The sequence below is a fragment of the Diaphorobacter sp. C33 genome (assembly GCF_030503915.1).
GTDB classification, from domain to species: Bacteria; Pseudomonadota; Gammaproteobacteria; order Burkholderiales; family Burkholderiaceae_C; genus Diaphorobacter; species Diaphorobacter nitroreducens.
In genome coordinates, this window is sequence record NZ_CP129980.1 from 3,518,801 (window position 1) to 3,537,403 (window position 18,603).

Sequence of the window (18,603 nt, forward strand, 5' to 3'; positions counted from 1 at the left end):
TTGGTTTGCACACTGGTTGCTGAATGCTGACTTATTTGTGGAATGACGCGCGTGCGGTCTGGGGGGCACGTGCGCTCGTTGGGGTCATGACCCGACGAGAAGTAGCTGCGCGCCATGCGGGAACCGCAGTCGGCATCCTGTGGCCATACCTGCAGCCGTTGCTCACCGTTGCAGCCTACTATTTGGTCTTCGACGTCGTGTTCTCCATGCGTCTGGGCTCCGGGGCGCCTACGCATGCCGTGGGCACCTTTTTGATCGTGGGGGCTTTGCCGTGGATGGCCTTTTGCGACGCCGTTTCCCGGGGGATGAACAGTCTGATCGAAGCGGGCGGGTTGTTGCAGAAAAACCCTTTGCCCCCCATTCTCTTTACGACACGGACCGTGTTGGCAAGTGCCGTCATCTATGGGCCGTTGCTGCTTCTGGTCGCGCTGGCTTACATGCCGCTGCATCGATTCCAGTGGCCCACGCTGGCGCTTCCGGCGCTGTTGGCAGTGCAGCTGCTGTTGTGTCTATTGTTGGGCTATATGTTGGCTATTCTGGCAGCAGCCCTCCGGGATACGGTCCAGGTTGTAGGCTTTCTACTCTCGGTAGGCATTTATCTCTCGCCGATACTGTTTCCGCTGAGCATGTTCCCTGACGCCTGGGCCTGGGTGCTTTGGCTCAATCCCATGACAGCACTCGTGCAGGGCTATCAGCAGGTGCTATTGCAGGGAACGTGGCCGCCAGCGAGCGTATGGTGGGTCTCTGCCGTGTGGCTTGCTTTGCTGGTGGTAGCGCTGAATCTGCTCATCGCGCGCAGCCGTGATCAGTTGGTGGATTGGCTATGACGGACTTGAGTGTGGGTGGCGCCGGCGGTGGCTTGGGCTCGCAAGTGGTGTTGCGGGTGGACGGCGTCAGCAAGGAGTACAAGCTGTATCCATCGCCCCGCTCACGCCTCAGGGCACTGGTGACCGGCAAGGCCACGCATCGGAGCCATTGGGCACTGCGAGATGTTTCGTTCGAGTTGCGGCGCGGGCAGTGCATCGGGGTCATTGGCGACAACGGCGCGGGCAAGAGTTCGTTGCTTAAGCTGTTGGCGGGCACGTTGCAGCCGTCCACTGGGCGCATCGAGCGCGTGGGCCGCGTCACGGCCATACTGGAGTTGGGCGCGGGGTTCCATCCGGATTTCAGCGGGCGCGACAACCTGTACTTCGGCGGAAGCCTGATAGGGATCGACGGGGCGGAAATGGCGCGCCTGGAGCCAGAGATCATCGAATTCTGCGAACTGGGTGAAGCACTGGACCGGCCGGTGAAGACCTACTCGTCGGGCATGTCTGTTCGACTGGCGTTTGCGCTGGTCACGGCGGTTCAACCAGACGTCTTGATCATTGATGAGGCATTGGCCGTGGGCGACCAGCATTTCCAGAAGAAATGCATCGAGCGCATCATGGCCTTCCGCAACAATGGCTGCACCATTCTGTTCTGTTCCCATAGTCCGTATCACATTCGTCATTTGTGTGACGCAGCCTTATGGCTGCGGGCCGGGCAGGTGGTGCAGATGGGGCCCACGGAGCCGGTGCTGGCCGCCTATGATCTGCACACGCGCCAGCGGCAGGCGCAGGACGTGCTGCGCGGCGAGGAGGCGCCTGAGCTCATTCCGTACGCACAGGGGTCGGATGCGAACGCCACGTCGGGAGACTCTAGCGGCCCCGCGTCAGAATCACCGGTGGCCGCGGTCGAACGCGGCGACGCTTGCATCTTGTCGGTGGACGTCAAGGATTTGGGTACACCCGAAGGAGATCAACCGGCCGTTCTGCACAGCCAGGATCTGGTGGTCACCATTACCGTGCGGGGGCGGGGGGAGGAGCGGCCGCATATTGGTTTCATGATCGAGCAATCCAAGGGCGTGGGAATCACCTCTTTGGCGACGCATGAAGATGGCGCCACTCCCGAGCAGTTGCCGGATGGAACGTGGCGCTCGATATTGACATTTCCTGATCTGCCGCTGCACAGCGGCGACTACGTCATCAGCGCATTTCTGTTCGATGAGACGGGACTCGCGGTTTATGACGAGTGGTTCCAGTTCCTGCATTTCCGATTCATTTTCCCCAAGCCCTTGCCGGGGCTCGTTCGCTTGCCGCACCACTGGAGCTGATGCAAGCGCCACATAGCTATGAGTTCACAACATGACAACGCGCCCAGTTCTGGGCAGGCACTGCTACAAGAAGGCCAGGAGCTGCTGGCGCGGGGCGACCGCACCGGAGCGGCCCAGGTACTGGCGCGAGCGCGGGCGGAAAAGGACGTGGTGCTGCAGGCGCACGCATTGATCGAGCAGCACGGCCTCGTGGGGTCCTTCACCAACATGATGGGCTTGGAATGCCGGATTTCGGCGCATGACGACATCTTCGGTTTCTTTGCGGGCCATCCCTCGAGCATGAATCCGCTGAGGGACTATTTTGCCGATGGATGGCGCACGCTGTCGGAGCTACTGGTGCTGCTGGAGGCGGTGGACCAGCCCCTGCTGAAGATGAACCACGTGCTGGAATTTGCCAGTGGCCATGGCCGTTTCACCCGGCACCTGGTGAAGGCGCTCGGAGCTTCGCGTGTCACGGTCTCCGACGTGGTGGCGGATGCGGTGGATTTTTCCCGCGCCACCTTCGGCGTGCAGGGGTTCCCATCGGCCAGCGTTCCCGAGGACGTGCAATGGCCCCGTCAATATGACCTGGTGTTCGTCCTGTCGCTTTTCAGCCATCTGCCGCGCCATACGTGGACACGTTGGCTCCAGGCTTTGCATGGTGCAGTAGCTCCAGGAGGTGTGCTGGTGTTCAGTACCCATGGGCAGAAGGCGGCCGATTTCGACCATGTGACGTTGGAGGACGACGGATACTTCTTCGCCCCCTCCAGCGAATCACAGGCAATTGACGTGCACGAGTATGGCACTGCCTTTACGGCCGAACCGTTCGTGTTGGCGCAGATCGAGAAGACGTGGGGTCTTGGCGCGCTGGTGCACCAAGCGCCAGTGCACTTCTGGAACCATCAGGACGCCTATGTGCTGCGCAAACGATGAGTCTGCATCAATGAGCGGGGCGTCGACATGAGAACGTTAAACCATTGGCAGGAATGGCTGTTTGGGGTGTCTCCGTGGGATGCCGGGAAGATCACCGACGAATGGTTTCGCGCGCATTTTGAGTATGCAGCGGACGTCGTGAACCATTGGGTGGGGGGGGTGTTGGATCTCCCCACGGCGCGTCTGCTGAATTTTGGCTGCGGCGACGGGATCACGGATCTGGCGCTCGTTCTGCGGCACGGTGCGACGGCGATCCATGGTGTGGACATCCGTCAGGAATATGCCAAGCTGCCGCGCATTGCACGTGAGCAGTTGGGAATGCGACGGCTGCCGGCTGCGCTGAGCTTTGAGACCATTCGTTCCGGAGCCTCACTGGCCCAGCGCCATGCGGGAGTGGATGGCATTATGAGCTGGTCCACTTTCGAGCACGTGCAGCGCGAGCAGCTGACACCGATCCTGCGGGTGACCTGCCCCCAATACCCGTACCAGTCGTTTTGAGAAAATCCGCTGGTTAAAGGAGATTACTCCTGGGTTTGAAGCGGCGCCGTTACGGCGCCGCCAGTTGATTGTCGATGTCGCGCTGCGAACTTTGCTGGGGGAATCCGGCCGCAGCTGCTGTGCGGTCTGATCTCGTTGTAGTCAGCCCGCCAGCGCGCAATCTCGGCACGGGCCTGTTTCAGGCTCTGGAACCAGTGCTCGTTCAGACACTCGTCGCGGAACTTGCCGTTGAAGCTCTCGATGTAGGCATTCTGCGTGGGCTTGCCGGGCTGGTTGAGGATATGGCGCACGCCCCTGGCCTGCGCCCACGCCATGAAGGCTCGGCTGGTGAATTCGGGCCCCTGGTCTGTGCGCACGGCCTGCGGGTAACCGCGAAACCGCGCCACCTGCTCCAGCACGCGCACTACGTACTCGCCGCCGATGCCGTGGTCGACGGCGATATCCACGCACTCGTGGCTGAAGTCATCGGTGATGGTCAGGCACTTGATGCGCCGGCCACTGGCCAAGCTGTCGCTGACGAAATCCATGCTCCAGACCTCGTTGACGCTCTGGCATTGGTGCAGCGGCACGCGTTCGAGCTTCAGGCGCTGCTTGCCGCGGCGCTTGCGCACCGACAGCTCAGCCAGCCTGTAGAGCCTATAGACGCGTTTGTCGTTGACCTTCGTGCCTTCAGCCCGCAGCAGGTCCGCAATGCGCCGGTAGCCGAAGCGACGCCGCTCGTGCGCGAGCTCGACGATGCGCTGACTCGTGGCCTGGTCGTGCTGTGCGCGCTGGGGCGGGTGCCGCCAGCTGTCGCGCGACAGTCCCACCAAAGCGCAGGCGCGCCGTTCACTGATCGAGGTCTCTTCCAACATCTTGCCCACCGCGCGTCGCTTCGCCGGTGGGCTCAGCGCTTTACGCCGAAGGCCACCTTCAGCGCCTCGTTGTCCAACACCGCTTCGGCCAGTAGCTTCTTGAGCCGGTTGTTCTCGGCTTCGAGGTCGCGCAGCCGTTTGGCGTCGCTGGCTTCCATGCCGCCGAACTTGGCTCGCCACTTGTAGAACGTGGCCGAGCTGAAACCCTCTCGGCGGCACAGGTCCGCAACGCTCATGCCAGCGTCGGCCTGCTTGATGAACCCAATGATCTGTTCGTCCGTGTACCTGCTCTTGCGCATCGCGCTTCCTCTCGGTTGCGCGGATTCTCTATTGCCTTGGTACGGGTGGCGGGTTGCAGGTCACGGGATCTGTATGCCTGCCTACGCCCGGGAGGCTACTTCTTCATTCAGATCGAACCGTTGTTCTATTCCCCTTTCGGCTCGCACCTGCGCCGGTATGACGACGTTCCCTGGCACCACCTGCTGGCCAGTGAAGAAGAGCTGTGGAAGATCATCGAGGCCCATGAGGGGCCGATCGACGCGGCTGAGGTGGACTTTGGCTTTGCCGACTTCGGTGTGGACGGGTACAAGAAGTTCGTCTTCAACGAATATCGCGCGCTCAACCGGCTCACGGCCGATGAGCTGGTGGAGGCCACCACCGATGTGGGCTTTCATGTCGTGCGACAGGAGCGCCGCCATCTGGACATGGAAGTCCCGCAGTCTCTGCGTGATCGCTACCCGCAGGATTGGTTGCTCAACAATGAGATATTTCTGCTGTTGAGCAAGTGATGCTATGAATTAAAGAGCTGTTTGCGCTTGATATACGGTGGTTTCAGATTGATTTCCATGTGAAATCACCGTATGGCAAGCGCCATAAGCTCCTGTTTTTCACATCAAGCTCTGAGCCAATTCTTGACCTGCCGCTGCCAGTGCGCGGGGATGCGGCGCGCCACGCCACGTAGCACGGGCAGGGAGCGCAGATAGACGACCGCCCCCAGCAAGCCGGATTTTGCGGCGTCGGCGGGCGTCGGTTTGGGCAGGTAGGCCAGCAGGGCTGCATGGTCGAGGCCGGGCGCATCCGCCGGTGCGGCGGGCGCCAGTCCGGTCAGGTAATCGCGGCGGTAAGTCCAGTCGTCCTCTGTGGACGGGATTTCCGTCCCGGGCTGCGCATCTCCTGGCACTGGGGTATTGCCGGTGGAGAAGTGCTGCGTGTGCAGGGTGGTGAAAGCGTCCACCCAACCCTTGCCGTCCAGCTCCCAGTCGTACACCCAGCTCCAGGGCCGCCCGGCGATGCGCTCGGCAAAGGCGCCCAGGTTCGGCACTGCCACGGGCAAACCGGCCAGCAGTGCGGCGCTCAGCGTGTAGCTGTAGGTTTCGGGCCATTGGGCGGGGAACCAAACCAGATCGGGCTGCAGCCATGCGAGCAGGCCGGGCAGATCCTGCTCTTCATAGGCGCCGTGCACTGTCAAGCGTGCGCGCGGCTGGGTTTGCAGATGGCGGTAGGCAAAACCGAGCAGGTGGAACTCTATGGGGGCATTGCGCCGCGCCGCCTCCAGGGCGGCGGCTTCCAGCACATCGGCGCCCTTGATGGCGCTCAGGGCACCGATCACCGCGATCCTCAGCGGTGCGCCCGGCTGCAGAGGTGCCGGCGCTGGCGCGGGTAGCGCGGCGTTCGTGGGCACGTCGGTGTGCGGCACGGCGTGCACGCGTGCCGCCGGAGCGAAGCCGGCAATGCGGCGGGCCGTGTCGTGGCTGGGTGCCAATACGTGGCGCGCACCGGTGAGCAGCCGCGCATTGGCACCGCGCCATTGCGCGACGGTGCCGTCGAGCGGCGCCGCCATGTCTGGTGGGCAGCATTTGCACTGCCCGGGTGCCAGTTCGCCCACATAGCGGTTGTCGCTGCCAGTCATCGAGATGTGGGTGCAGTAGCTGTAATAGTCGTGCGCGGTGAAATCGTAGGGCACATCCAGCAGATGAGGCAGATCGCGGATCGCCTGTCCGTGTCCGAGCAGGTGATGGAAGTGCACATGCCGCACACCGAGCCGGCGTAGCACGTCGATCAGGTCGTCGTACTGCTCGGGCAGCCGGAAGGCGAGTTCGAAGCCCTCGTTCTCTCCGGCCATGCGCAGCAGGACGCTGTGGCCAGGCGCCGGGGTGAGTGTGAGGAACTGCGATTGGTCCGCGAGGTGAGCGGCCAGCTCGCGCACATGGCGCACGGTACCTCCCGCGCGGTCGTGCAGCACGGCCAGCACCACGGGCAGGCCTGCGTCCCGAATGCGGGCCACGTCCAGCGCCAGGCGGTAGGGGCGGGCCGGGTCTGTCTGGACAAAGGCGTGGACATCCCGCGCATAGCCGGGGTGCAGGCGTGCCAGCGTTTCCATGGCCGCGCGCTCGCGCGGGCTCTTGCTGTCGCCAAAGCTCACACCGCCCGTGTGCAGCACGAAGGTGTCGAGCAGATGCAGGTTGCGCCAACCCTTGCGGATGGCGCGCTGGCAGAAGTCGTTCTCCTCGCCATAGCCCTTGCCGAAGTTTTCGGTATCGAACAGGCCCACATCGCGCAGGCTGTCACGGCGGATGTACATGCAAAAGCCCACTCCCGTGGGCACATCCACGACCGCGCCGGGGTTCGTGCGCGCACACAGCGCATCCATGCGGGCCGTGTCGTAGCCCGGAGGGAGGGCGTTGTCCTTGCAGAATTGCGGGTAGCTGCAGATGGTGGCATTGGTGGAGAACGGGGTGACGGACGCTACCTTGCTGTCGCCATAGGCAGCGGCGCGAATGCGATCGAGCCAGTCATTGGCGACCTCGGTGTCGCTGTTGAGCAGCAGCACATCGTTGTCTTCATTCAGGGCCATGCCCCGGTTGACGGTGCCTACGAAGCCGAGGTTCTCCACGTTCTCGAGCAGGGTGATGCGTTCGTCCTGAATGGCACGTTCGCGCAGCCAGGCGGTGACTTCGGGCTCGGGGCTGCAGTCGTTGATGACGATCAGCCGATACGGCGTGCGTACGGGGCTGGCCAGCACGGAATTGATGCACAGCCGTGTGTCGGCCAGGCCCCGGTAGACCGGCACGATGATGTCCACTGGATGCGCGGTGGGCGGCAGTGGCTGGGGCACCCGTTCTGTGGAGGCAGCCGTATGGCGGGGCGCGCGGCCCAGCAGGCGGTCCAGGCGCATCTTGGCGTGAACGATGGGACGGGTCGCACGGAACACGGTGGAGCTTTCGATGGTTTTCAGGTGGTTGGCCAGCTCTCCAAAATCTCGCTGCAACTGAGTGAGCTCGTACTGCAGACGGGTGGCGTTACGCTGGAACTGCGCCGACTCATCCTTCAGATCGGAGCGCTGTTGCATCAATACGGTGTTGGTGCTGGCAAGTTCCTGATTGGCGGCCTGTGCTACCTCTAGGGAGTGGCGGGCTTCGCCCAACTGGCCTTCCAGTTGCCCTTGCATGGCATGTGCCTGGGCTTCGATGCGGGCGATTTTGGCCTGGAGGGGTTGGACCGTGCTGGACAGTGCCAGGTAATCGGCCGACATCGGCCAGCCGCATTCCACTGTCAACATGGCGCCGGCTTGTGCGCTGGTCGCCAGCACGTCTTGCGAAATGGGCAGTTGGAGCCAGGGGTCCTCGCCCGTCAGCAGGAGCAGTGTGGCTGGCGCAGCCGCGGCCAGCGGGGCCTGCCAGACGATCTGGCTATGTGCCGTGCTGTCGAGCAGGGGTTCGATGGCGCTGGCTGCATCCCAGGACCAGATCGTTTCGCCCTGGGGCCCTTGCAGGGCCAGGCCATACAGATGTAGGAAGCCTGGCCGGTCAGCGGGGTCCAGCCGCAGGTGGGATATGGGCACGCCGGTCGCGGGCAGCACGAACTGCAGGGCTTGGCGTTCGCGGCCGATGATGCCGGTGGCTGTGAGCTTGCGGTCCTCGGCGTACTGGCCGGCATGACCGAAGTAGAGCTGCGCAGTGAACAGCGCGTAGGCGGGATCGGCGTCGGGCGGCCCAGATTGGTCTGCGGTGACCGGTTGCGCTGCGGGGTGCGCCACGCCAATGAACTGGTAAGCGAGTGCATCGGGCGCGCCCAGCAGATAACGCGCGACGGCTGGCGGGAGTTGATCGAATGCAGCCTGGAATTCGGACTCGGGCATTTCGCGGCGGATCGTATCCAGGCTGTCCAGGGCCCACGCCTGATCGCCCAGGAAGCGCGCGAGTGAGCGGCGTGTGAAGAAACGCAAGTGAGTGCGGTCCAGCAACCCCTCTTCACGGTAGCGAAACTCGCCCTGCAGCAACTCGGCCACCAGGCCCGCATAGCCCGCGTTGGGTACCGAGATTAGCAACCCGCCACTGGGTTTGAGCAGCTCGCGACAGGCGGCCAGCACACGCTCGGGCGCTCGCAGGTGTTCCAGCACGTCGGCGCACACGATGTAGTCGTAGTGCTTTGTCGTAAAAGTTGTAAGAAGGTTGCAGGTTTCCAAGTCGTCTACCACCACTTGGCGGTAGTGAGGGCGGGCGTGGGCCGCCTCGGCCTCGCTCCAGGTCAGGCCATCGCAGATGCATTGATGGGTTTCATACAGGTATTGGCCCAGCGCACCGCTGCCGCAGCCCAAATCCAATACGGTGGCGCCCTCATGCACCAGACCGGCCAATACGGAAAGAGAGGTGCGCTCGTCCGGGCGGATGCTGCGCAGATAGACGTGCAAATCCTCGATGTTCTGTGTCATCCCCAGATTATGACCAAGGGGGTAGGTGGGGCCCTCTGGTCTGGCGGCCCTGTCAGTGACCTTGGTTACAGCGACAATACCGACCCGATGCAAGCAGCTTCCTCATGTTCCGGCGGCCTGGTGGTGTCCGTGGTCAGCCATGGGCATGGACCGCTCGTGGGCGCTTTGCTTCAAGACTTGGCGCGATATTGCAAAGCCAGTGTCACCCGGGTAGTGCTGACGCTCAACCAGGCGGATGAGCCGTTGCCACCTCACCAGTTGTGGCCGTTTGAGCTTCAGGTGCGACGCAATCAGCAGCCGCTGGGTTTTGGGGCCAATCACAATCGGGCCCTGTGCGATGCAAAGGAGCATTGCGTTTGTGTGCTGAACCCCGATGTGCGCTTAACTTCGGATCCCTTTGGCGCTTTGGTGGCTGCAGTACTGCAGCCAGGCGTGGGGTGCGCGTACCCCGTTCAGGTGGATGGCGTGGGAAAAGAGCAGGACAGTGAACGGGCATTGCCCACCCCTGCTGCACTGTGGCGCCGCCGCATCTTGAGACACGGTGAAGCCCGGGTGGATTGGGTTAACGCCGCATGCCTGGTGTTGCCACGTACTGTCTGGCAACAAGTGGGGGGATTTGATGAGCGCTATTTTATGTACTGTGAGGACGTGGATTTGAGTTTGCGTATCCGTTTGGCGGGGTGGGCCATACGTCGCGTCCCGGTGGTAATAGTCCACGGCGGGGAGCGCGCCAGCCACCGCCGCCTGCGCTACCTCCTGTGGCATGTGCGCAGTTTGCTGCGGCTATGGCTTTCGCCTGTTTACCGCCAAGCTAAAGATTTGTTGCCTCTGGATATCCACAGCTCCCGTAGGATCGGCCCCCCATGATTTGGTTGTCTCTGGTGGGTTTTCTGTGTGCTGGGCTGTCGGCTGCCTACATCATCCGTTGGGCGGGTGGCCGCACGGCCGCGTACAGTGATTCCATGCCCCAGCGGTTCCACGTGGGCGAGATACCGCGCCTCGGCGGCGTGGCGGTGTTGGTCGGCTTGTGCAGCAGTTGGATGCTGGGTGTATGGCAGACCCGGGCGGGGGACCCGGGTTCGTTGCGCCTAGGCTACTGGGTGTTCTTGTGGATGGTGGCGCTGCTGCCTGCGGCGTTGGGCGGCATCACGGAGGACATCACCCAAAGACTGTCGGTGCGCTATCGACTGCTCCTCACACTGGTCTCCGGGGGGTTGGCAGTGTGGTTGCTGGAGTTGAACGTCCCGCGCCTGGGACTGCCTTGGCTGGACGCGATGCTGCGGCGGGAGCCTTGGCTTGGGATGGGTATCGTGCTGTTGGCGATTGCCGGCTTGCCCCATGCTTTCAACATCATTGATGGCTACAACGGTCTCGCGGGTATGGTCGCGTTGATCGTGACCCTGGCGTTGGCCCATGTGTGCCTGCAGGTGGGCGACCGGGCCTTGGCCTCCTTGCTGGTCTGCATGGCGGCGGCAACCGTAGGTTTTCTGGTGTGGAACTACCCCCGCGGCATGCTGTTTGCCGGCGATGGGGGGGCTTATATCTGGGGCGTGGTGATTGCGTTGGCAAGCTTATCGTTGGTGCAGCGCAATGTGGAGGTTTCGCCCTGGTTCCCCATGCTGCTGCTGATCTATCCGGTCTGGGAAACGCTCTTCTCCATTTATCGCAAGCTGGTGCGTGGCGTATCTCCGGGGATGGCGGATGCATTGCATTTCCACCAGTTGATCTACCGCCGTATCGTGCGGCGGGTGTTCCATGAGGACGAGGCGCGTCGCATGCTCAAGCGCAACAACCGTACATCGCCCTACCTCTGGGCGTTCACCATGCTCACGGTGGTGCCCGCCGTGTTGTTCTGGAATAACACGCCCGTGCTCATAGCGTTCTGTGGCTTGTTTGGTGCCACTTACGTGGCGGCCTATATCGGAATCGTACGCTTCAAGGTGCCCGACTGGATGCGCTTCTGAAGGCGGCGCGCGTGCGCCGGATGCGGCACAATTTGCGCTGTTTGTAATCCACGCTTGTCAATCTTCCCGTACACATGACCGACCTTCTTTCGATTGCGCCGCGCGACAAGGCTGAGATCCTGGCCCAGGCGCTGCCGTACATCCGCAAGTTCCATGGCAAGACCATGGTCATCAAATATGGCGGAAACGCCATGACCGACCCGGCCCTGCAGGCCGACTTTGCGGAAGACGTGGTGCTGCTCAAGCTGGTGGGCATGAACCCGGTGGTAGTGCACGGCGGAGGCCCGCAGATCGAGCAAGCCCTGAACCGTCTGGGCAAGAAGGGCGAGTTCATCCAGGGCATGCGCGTGACCGATGCCGAAACCATGGAAGTCGTGGAATGGGTGCTGGCCGGCGAGGTGCAGCAGGACATCGTGGGCCTGATTCACCAGGCGGGTGGCAAGGCTGTGGGCCTCACGGGGCGCGATGGCGGCATGATCCGTGCCAAGAAGCTCAAGATGGTGGACAACAAGGACCCGAGCGTCGAACATGACGTGGGGCAGGTCGGTGACATCGTGGCGATCGACCCGAGCGTGGTCAAGGCGCTGCAGGACGATGCCTTCATTCCCGTCATCAGCCCGATCGGGTTTGGCGAGGAAAACGAAAGCTACAACATCAACGCCGACGTGGTGGCGAGTAAATTAGCTACGGTGCTGCAGGCAGAGAAACTGGTGCTGCTCACCAACACCCCTGGTGTGCTGGACAAGGAAGGCAAGCTGCTCACCGACCTGACGGCGCGCGAAATTGATGCATTGTTCGCTGATGGCACCATCTCCGGCGGCATGCTGCCCAAGATCAGCGGGGCGTTGGATGCGGCAAAGGCTGGCGTGAATGCCGTGCACATCATTGATGGCCGCGTACCGCATTCGATGTTGTTGGAAATTCTGACCGACCAGGCCTACGGCACCATGATCCGGAGTCACTAGGCTCTTTTCGGGCATGGCCCGGGTGTATTGGGGTAAAAATGGCTGCAGCGCTTGTCCTGCAAGCGTTAGCAGCTATCTTTTTGGAAGCAAATTCCGGGGTCGTGGCAACAGCGAGCAGCCGTCACGACGCTGGAGTCGTGGTGTGCGAGAATCAATTGCACACACTTGTTGCTCCCCCCGATCCATGCCCCATGACTGAATTCACGCCTGCTACTGACGCGCCAGCCTCCACCGACGACGCGCCCGCCGCGCGCCGCCGGCCGCGGCCGGGCGAGCGGCGTGAGCAGATCTTGCAGACCCTGGCGGCCATGCTGGAGCAGCCCGGGGCCGAGCGCATCACCACGGCAGCGCTTGCGGCGCGCCTGCAGGTGAGCGAGGCGGCGCTGTACCGCCACTTTGCCAGCAAGGCACAGATGTTCGAGGGGCTCATCGATTTCATCGAGCAGAGCGTCTTTACCCTTGTGCAGCAGATCATGGAGCGCGGTGGCGAGTCTGAGGGCGCGCAGCGCGCGGCGCGCATCACGGCCATGGTGCTGCAATTTGGTGAGCGCAACCCCGGCATGGTGCGCGTGATGGTGGGGGATGCGCTGGTTTTCGAAAACGAGCGCCTGCAGCAGCGCATGAACCTGTTCTTCGACAAGGTGGAGGCCACGCTGCGCCAGTGCCTACGGCCCGTGGCCGACGCGGACGGCTCGGCGACACCCACGGTGCAGACACAGGTGCGGGCGGCCGCACTGTCCGACCTGATCCGCGGACGCCTGCAGCGCTACGCACGCACGGGCTTTCGCCGCATGCCGACGGAACACCTGGACGCCACTCTGGCACTGTGGCTGTAACGCCGGCGCAGGCAAACGTGATGGCATGACCACCCGCGAAAGGCGCGGTAACCATTTCGCCCTTGGCACGGTCCCCCGCGATGGTGGGGCTCGATAAATCATCCACTTAGGGGTTTACCCCGAAGCGCGTTCTGCGCGCCTGGAAATACTGGCGTTACCTGCCTGTTTTATGCAAAATAGAACGATCGTTCGTTTTATTTTGCCTCATGTCTCTTTCTCCTTCCCCCATCAAGACGGTTCGCGCGCCACGCCGCGAGGGCCGGGCGCTGCACAAGGGGCAACACACCAAGGCCGTCATCATCGATGCCGCCCTGGGCCTGGCCACGCACATCGGCCTGGAGGGGTTGTCCATCGGTGCGCTGGCCGACGTGACGGGCATGAGCAAGTCAGGCGTGTTCGCGCACTTCGGCTCGCGTGAGGAGCTGCAGATCTCGGTGATCCGCGAGTACCACACGCGATTCGAGCAGGAAGTGTTCTACCCCGCGATGCAGGCCCCTCGCGGCGTGCCGCGCCTGCGCGCCCTGTTTGCCAATTGGATGAAGCGCACCTCCATCGAGATCGACTCCGGCTGCATCTACATCAGCGGCGCGGTGGAGTTCGACGATCGCACCGGCCCGGTGCGCGATGCGCTGGCCAACTCGGTGATGACCTGGCAGGCCGCGATGAAGCGCGCCATCCAGCAGTGCAAGGAGTGCGGCGAGATCCGCGACGACGTCAGCGAGGACCAGATGCTGTTCGAGATCCACGGCCTGATCCTGGCGCTGCACTACGAGGCGCGCTTCCTGCACACCCCTGGCTCCATCGACCGGGCCAACACGGGCTTTGACAACATCCTGGCGCGCTACAGCGCGCTGCCTGGCCACCGCGGTTGAGTCCTGCCACCGTCCGTATTTCGGTTTTTCTTCTCTTCCACCCTTCCTTCTTCCCAGGAGTCTCCACATGCCTACTTACACGCCTCCGCTGCGCGACATGCAATTCGTCCTGCATGAAGTCTTTAAGGTCACCGACGAATTCAAGGCCATGCCCCCGCATGCGGAGGTGGATGCCGACACGATCAACGCCGTGCTGGAAGAAGCCGGCAAGTTCGCCGCCGGCGTGGCGTTCCCGCTGAACATCAGCGGCGACACCGAGGGCTGCACGCTGAATCAGCAGACGCATGAGGTGACCACGCCCAAGGGCTTCAAGGAGGCCTATGCGCAGTACGTGGAAGGTGGCTGGGCGGCGCTGTCGTGCGACACCGCCTATGGCGGCCAGGGCCTGCCCTTCGTGATGAACCAGTGCCTGTACGAGATGCTCAACAGCGCCAACCAGGCCTGGACCATGTACCCCGGCCTGTCGCACGGCGCCTATGAGGCGTTGCACGCCCACGGCACCGACGAGCAGAAGAAGCTGTACCTGCCCAAGCTCACGAGCGGCGAATGGACCGGCACCATGTGCTTGACCGAACCGCACTGCGGCACCGACCTGGGCCTGCTGCGCACCAAGGCCGAGCCCCAGGCCGATGGCACCTACAAGATCACCGGCAACAAGATCTTCATCAGCGCCGGCGAGCACAACTTCACTTCCAACATCGTGCACCTGGTGCTGGCCCGCCTGCCCGACGCGCCCAAGGGCAGCAAGGGCATCAGCCTGTTCGTGGTGCCCAAGTTCAAGGTGAACGCCGACGGTTCGCTGGGCGAGCGCAACCCCATCTACTGCACGGGCCTGGAGCACAAGATGGGCATCCACGGCAACGCCACGGCGCAGATTGCCATCGACGGCGCCATCGGCACCCTGGTGGGCGAGCCCAACAAGGGCCTGGCCGCGATGTTCGTGATGATGAACGCCGCCCGCCTGGGCGTGGGCAACCAGTCGCTGGGCCTGACCGAAGTGGCCTTCCAGAACGCGCTGGCCTACGCCAAGGACCGCATCCAGATGCGCAGCCTGTCGGGCACCAAGGCGAAGGACAAGGAGGCCGATCCCATCATCGTGCACCCCGACGTGCGCAAGATGCTGCTCACCGCCAAAGCCTACGCCGAGGGCGCGCGCGCGCTGCAGATTTTTTGCACGCTGCTGCTGGACAAGGCCCACAGCCACCCCGACGAGAAGGTGCGCAAGGACAGCGACGAGCTGGTGGCGCTGCTGACTCCCATCGTCAAGGCCTTCATCACCGACAACGGGCACATTGCCACCAACGCCTGCATGCAGGTCTTTGGCGGCCACGGCTTCATCAAGGAATGGGGCATGGAGCAGTTCGTGCGCGACAACCGCATCAACATGATCTACGAAGGCACGAACACCGTGCAGTCGCTGGATCTGCTGGGCCGCAAGGTGCTGGGCAACAACGGCGCCACGCTGAAGAAGTTCGGCAAGTTGGTCGGGCAGCTGGTGGCCGAAGAAGGCGTGAACGAGAAGATGGCCGAGTTCATCAACCCCATCGCCTACCTGGGCGACCAGATGACCAAGTTCACCACCGAGATCGGCTTCCGCGGCTTCCAGAACCCCGATGAGGTGGGCGCCGCCGCCGTGGACTACCTGCGGGTGGCCGGCCACCTGGTGTTCGGCTACATGTTCGCCCGCATGGCCCAGGTGGCGCTGCGCGAGATTGCCGCTGGCAACACCGACCCGTTCTACCAGGCCAAGCTGCAGACGGCGCGTTTTTACTTCGCCAAGCTGTTCCCTGAAGTCCACACGCTGATGCGCACCGCCCGCGCCGGCAGCAAGGTGCTCATGGACACCGACGCCGCCCTGGCCTGAGGCAGCGACTGCACGCATTGCTACTTTTGAACGTTTTTGCACTGGAGGCCTTATGAGACAAGCGCTAGCAGCTATTATTTTTGCAGCAATCGCAGCCCCTGCATGGGCCCAGATGTCCCCCGTGGGCCTGTGGCGCAGCGTGGACGACAAGACGGGCGAGGCCAAGGCCGAGATCCGTATTGCCGAAACCAGCGGCGTGCTGAACGGCCGTATCGAGAAGTCCCTCAAAAAGGACGCCGACCCTGCCGCCACCTGCACCGAGTGCAAGGACGACCGCAAGGGCAAGGCGATCGCGGGGCTGGAGATCATCCGCGGCGTCAAGAAGGCCGATGACCGCGAGGTCTGGGAGGGCGGCAAGATCCTCGACCCCGAAAACGGCAAGGAATACCGCGCCAGCCTGACCCCCATCGAGGGCGGCAAGCGGCTGGAGGTGCGCGGCTTCCTGGGCCCGTTCTGGCGTACCCAGACCTGGCAGCGCGTGCAGTAAGCAAAGCAGTGAGCGCCACGGCGCCGCAGCCGGCCCGCCCGCGTGGCGGGGGCCTGGCGCGCGGCCCCGTGCGTATCCCACCATCCAAGGAACAAGCAAATGTCCCGATTCCAAGTGAAGAAAGTCGCCGTGCTCGGCGCGGGCGTGATGGGCGCGCAGATCGCGGCCCACCTCGTCAATGTGAAGGTGCCGGTGGTGCTGTTCGATCTCCCCGCCAAGGAAGGTCCGAAGAACGGCATCGTCACCAAGGCCGTGGAGAACCTCAAGAAGCTCAAGCCCTCGCCCCTGGGTGTGGCGGACGACGCCGCGCTGATCCAGCAGGCGAACTACGAGGAGAACATGGCGCTGCTGGGCGAGTGCGATCTCGTCATCGAGGCCATCGCCGAGCGCATGGACTGGAAGCTCGATCTGTACAAGAAGATCGCGCCGCACGTCGCACCGCACGCCATCGTGGCGTCCAACACCTCGGGCCTGTCGATCACCCAGCTGTCCGAGGCGCTGCCCGACGCCATCAAGCCGCGCTTTTGCGGCATCCACTTCTTCAACCCGCCGCGCTACATGGTGCTGGTGGAGCTGATCAACACCCCCACCACCCGCCCCGAGGTGCTCGACCAGCTCGAAGCCTTCGTGACCAGCGGCCTGGGCAAGGGCGTGGTGCGCGCGCACGACACCCCCAACTTCATCGCCAACCGCGTGGGCATCGCCGGCATGCTTTCCACGATGAAGGAGGTGGAGAACTTCGGCCTGACCTTCGACGTGGTGGACGACCTCACCGGCAAGAAGCTGGGCCGTGCCTCCAGCGGCACCTTCCGCACCGCCGACGTGGTGGGCCTGGACACCATGGCCCACGTCATCAAGACGCTGCAGGACAACCTGAACGAGCAGACCGACCCGTTCTACGGCAGCTTCGGCACGCCCGCCGTGCTGCAAAAGCTGATCGAGCTGGGCAACCTGGGCCAGAAGGCCAAGGCGGGCTTCTACAAGAAGGTGGGTCGCGACATCCTGCGTTTCGAGCTGGAGAGCGAGGAATATGTGCCCGCCGGCGCCAAGGCCGACGAGGTGTACGGCCGCATGCTCAAGAAGCCCGCCGCCGAGCGCCTGAAGCTGCTGCGCAACGCCGAGGGCGCGCAGGGCCGGTTCCTGTGGGCCATCCTGCGCAACAGCTTCCACTACGCTGCGGTGCATCTGGCCACGATTGCCGACACCGCGCGCGATGTGGACCAGGCCATGCGCTGGGGCTTCGGCATGAGCCAGGGGCCGTTCGAGCTGTGGCAGGAGGCGGGCTGGCTGGAGGTGGCCAGGATGGTCCAGGAGGACATTGACGCGGGCAAGGCACTGTCCAAGGCGCCGCTGCCCGAATGGGTGTTCAAGGGCCCGGTGGCGGATGCCGGCGGCGTGCACACGGCGCAGGGTTCGTGGAGCGCGCGCCAAGGCAAGTTCGTGCCGCGCCGCCAGTTGCCGGTGTACGAGCGCCAGTACTTCCCCGAGAAACTGCTGGGCGAGGACAACCTGCCCGACTGGCGCAAGGCCGGCACCACCATCAGCGAGACCGATGCGCTGCGCACCTGGACGCTCGATGGCAAGGTATTGATCGCCTCCATCCAGAGCAAGATGCACGCGATCAGCCCCGACGTGATGGAAGGCCTGATGGAGGCCGTGGACCTGGCCGAGCGCGAGTACGACGGCATGGTCATCTGGTCGGGCGACGCGCCGTTCAGCGTGGGCGCCGACCTGCAGGCCACCATGCCTGCCTACGTGGTGGCCGGCATTGCCGCCATCGAGGGCGTGGAGCATGAGCTGCAGAACCTGATGCTGCGCCTGCGCTACGCCCAGGTGCCGGTGGTCTCGGCCATCCATGGCATGGCGCTGGGCGGCGGCTGCGAGCTGGCCGTGCACAGCGCACGCCGCGTGGCCCACATGGAAAGCTACATCGGCCTGGTGGAAGTGGGCGTGGGCCTGGTGCCCGGCGCCGGCGGCCTGACCTACATCGCCCGCCGCGCGGCCGAGAACGCCGCCGCCAGCACCGGCAAGGACCTCCTGCCCTTCCTGACCGAAGGCTTCACCGCCGCGGCCATGGCCAAGGTAGGCACCAGCGCCCTTGAGTCGAAGAAGCTCGGCTACCTGCTCGACAGCGACCTCATCGTGCCGCACAAGGACGAGGTGCTGTTCGTCGCCATCAACGAAGCCAAGGCCATGGCCGCCGGCGGCTGGCGCGCGCCGCACAAGCGCCTGTTCCCCGTGGCGGGGCGCAGCGGCATTGCCACCATCCGCGGCTCGCTGGTCAACATGCGCGACGGTGGCTTCATCAGCGAGCATGACCAGCACATCGCCACGCTGATCGCCGAAGTGGTGTGCGGCGGCGACGTGGACGCCGGCACGCTGGTGAGCGAGGAATACCTGATGGCGCTGGAGCGCAAGGCGTTCTGCGCCCTGATCGAGCACCCCAAGACCCAGGAGCGCATCCTGGGCATGCTCAACACTGGCAAGCCGGTGCGTAACTGAGGCC

The 18,603-nt window shown here is 63.7% G+C and carries 13 protein-coding genes and 2 pseudogenes; 13 read left to right on the forward strand and 2 right to left on the reverse strand.

Annotation, left to right across the window (positions count from 1 at the left end):
• The first annotated feature begins 23 nt into the window (after positions 1–23).
• From QY917_RS16610 to QY917_RS16625, 4 genes and pseudogenes are all read left to right on the forward strand, one after another.
• On the forward strand, positions 24–827 hold the full coding sequence (locus QY917_RS16610) for an ABC transporter permease (protein WP_302078010.1): 804 nt from the start codon (positions 24–26) through the stop codon (positions 825–827).
• Entirely contained in the window at positions 824–2,134 is a 1,311-nt protein-coding gene (locus QY917_RS16615; RefSeq protein ID WP_123674940.1) for an ABC transporter ATP-binding protein, read from the forward strand. Before QY917_RS16610 ends, QY917_RS16615 begins: the two co-directional genes overlap by 4 nt.
• Positions 2,135–2,152: 18 nt before the next feature.
• Positions 2,153–3,046: a bifunctional 2-polyprenyl-6-hydroxyphenol methylase/3-demethylubiquinol 3-O-methyltransferase UbiG gene (locus QY917_RS16620; protein WP_123674941.1), complete on the forward strand. Its 894-nt coding sequence runs from the start codon at positions 2,153–2,155 to the stop codon at positions 3,044–3,046.
• 27 nt (positions 3,047–3,073) lie between these two features.
• Positions 3,074–3,505 (forward strand): annotated as a pseudogene (locus QY917_RS16625) (SAM-dependent methyltransferase); the annotation flags it as partial.
• A gap of 62 nt (positions 3,506–3,567) precedes the next feature.
• On the opposite strand, the gene QY917_RS16630 reads toward QY917_RS16625, so the two are convergent.
• Positions 3,568–4,697 (reverse strand): IS3 family transposase gene (locus QY917_RS16630; protein WP_085945346.1). Its coding sequence is split into 2 segments (ribosomal slippage): positions 3,568–4,436 and positions 4,436–4,697, totalling 1,131 coding nucleotides; the frame shifts between segments, so codons are not numbered across the junction.
• Positions 4,698–4,760: 63 nt separating this feature from the next.
• On the opposite strand from QY917_RS16630, the pseudogene QY917_RS16635 reads away from it, so the two are divergent.
• Positions 4,761–5,186: pseudogene (locus QY917_RS16635) on the forward strand (SAM-dependent methyltransferase); the annotation flags it as partial.
• A gap of 104 nt (positions 5,187–5,290) precedes the next feature.
• Here the strand turns inward: QY917_RS16635 and QY917_RS16640 are convergent.
• A complete protein-coding gene (locus tag QY917_RS16640; protein ID WP_123674943.1) occupies positions 5,291–9,109 on the reverse strand; it encodes a methyltransferase domain-containing protein in 3,819 nt (1,272 codons plus the stop codon).
• On the opposite strand from QY917_RS16640, the gene QY917_RS16645 reads away from it, so the two are divergent.
• The 8 genes from QY917_RS16645 (at position 9,083) to QY917_RS16680 (ending at position 18,599) form a co-directional block, all read left to right on the forward strand.
• Positions 9,083–9,976 carry a glycosyltransferase gene (locus tag QY917_RS16645; RefSeq protein ID WP_369684866.1) on the forward strand — a complete coding sequence of 298 codons (894 nt, stop codon included), beginning with the start codon at positions 9,083–9,085 and terminating at the stop codon, positions 9,974–9,976. The genes QY917_RS16640 and QY917_RS16645 overlap by 27 nt on opposite strands.
• Entirely contained in the window at positions 9,973–11,073 is a 1,101-nt protein-coding gene (locus QY917_RS16650; protein WP_123674944.1) for a glycosyltransferase, read from the forward strand. Before QY917_RS16645 ends, QY917_RS16650 begins: the two co-directional genes overlap by 4 nt.
• Positions 11,074–11,147: 74 nt before the next feature.
• Positions 11,148–12,038, forward strand: coding sequence for an acetylglutamate kinase (gene argB, locus QY917_RS16655; protein ID WP_011804042.1), 891 nt, complete (start codon positions 11,148–11,150; stop codon positions 12,036–12,038).
• 191 nt (positions 12,039–12,229) lie between these two features.
• Positions 12,230–12,874, forward strand: a complete 645-nt coding sequence (gene slmA / locus QY917_RS16660; RefSeq protein ID WP_123674945.1) for a nucleoid occlusion factor SlmA — start codon at positions 12,230–12,232, stop codon at positions 12,872–12,874.
• Between the two features lie 206 nt (positions 12,875–13,080).
• Positions 13,081–13,746, forward strand: a complete 666-nt coding sequence (locus QY917_RS16665) for a TetR/AcrR family transcriptional regulator (RefSeq protein ID WP_123674946.1) — start codon at positions 13,081–13,083, stop codon at positions 13,744–13,746.
• 67 nt (positions 13,747–13,813) lie between these two features.
• Positions 13,814–15,610 (forward strand): acyl-CoA dehydrogenase C-terminal domain-containing protein, encoded by a 1,797-nt coding sequence (locus QY917_RS16670; protein WP_123674947.1) that lies wholly within the window; start codon positions 13,814–13,816, stop codon positions 15,608–15,610.
• Positions 15,611–15,662: 52 nt separating this feature from the next.
• Positions 15,663–16,097 (forward strand): DUF2147 domain-containing protein, encoded by a 435-nt coding sequence (locus QY917_RS16675; protein ID WP_011804047.1) that lies wholly within the window; start codon positions 15,663–15,665, stop codon positions 16,095–16,097.
• 99 nt (positions 16,098–16,196) lie between these two features.
• Positions 16,197–18,599, forward strand: a complete 2,403-nt coding sequence (locus tag QY917_RS16680; RefSeq protein WP_123674948.1) for a 3-hydroxyacyl-CoA dehydrogenase/enoyl-CoA hydratase family protein — start codon at positions 16,197–16,199, stop codon at positions 18,597–18,599.
• The last annotated feature ends 4 nt before the right edge of the window (positions 18,600–18,603 follow it).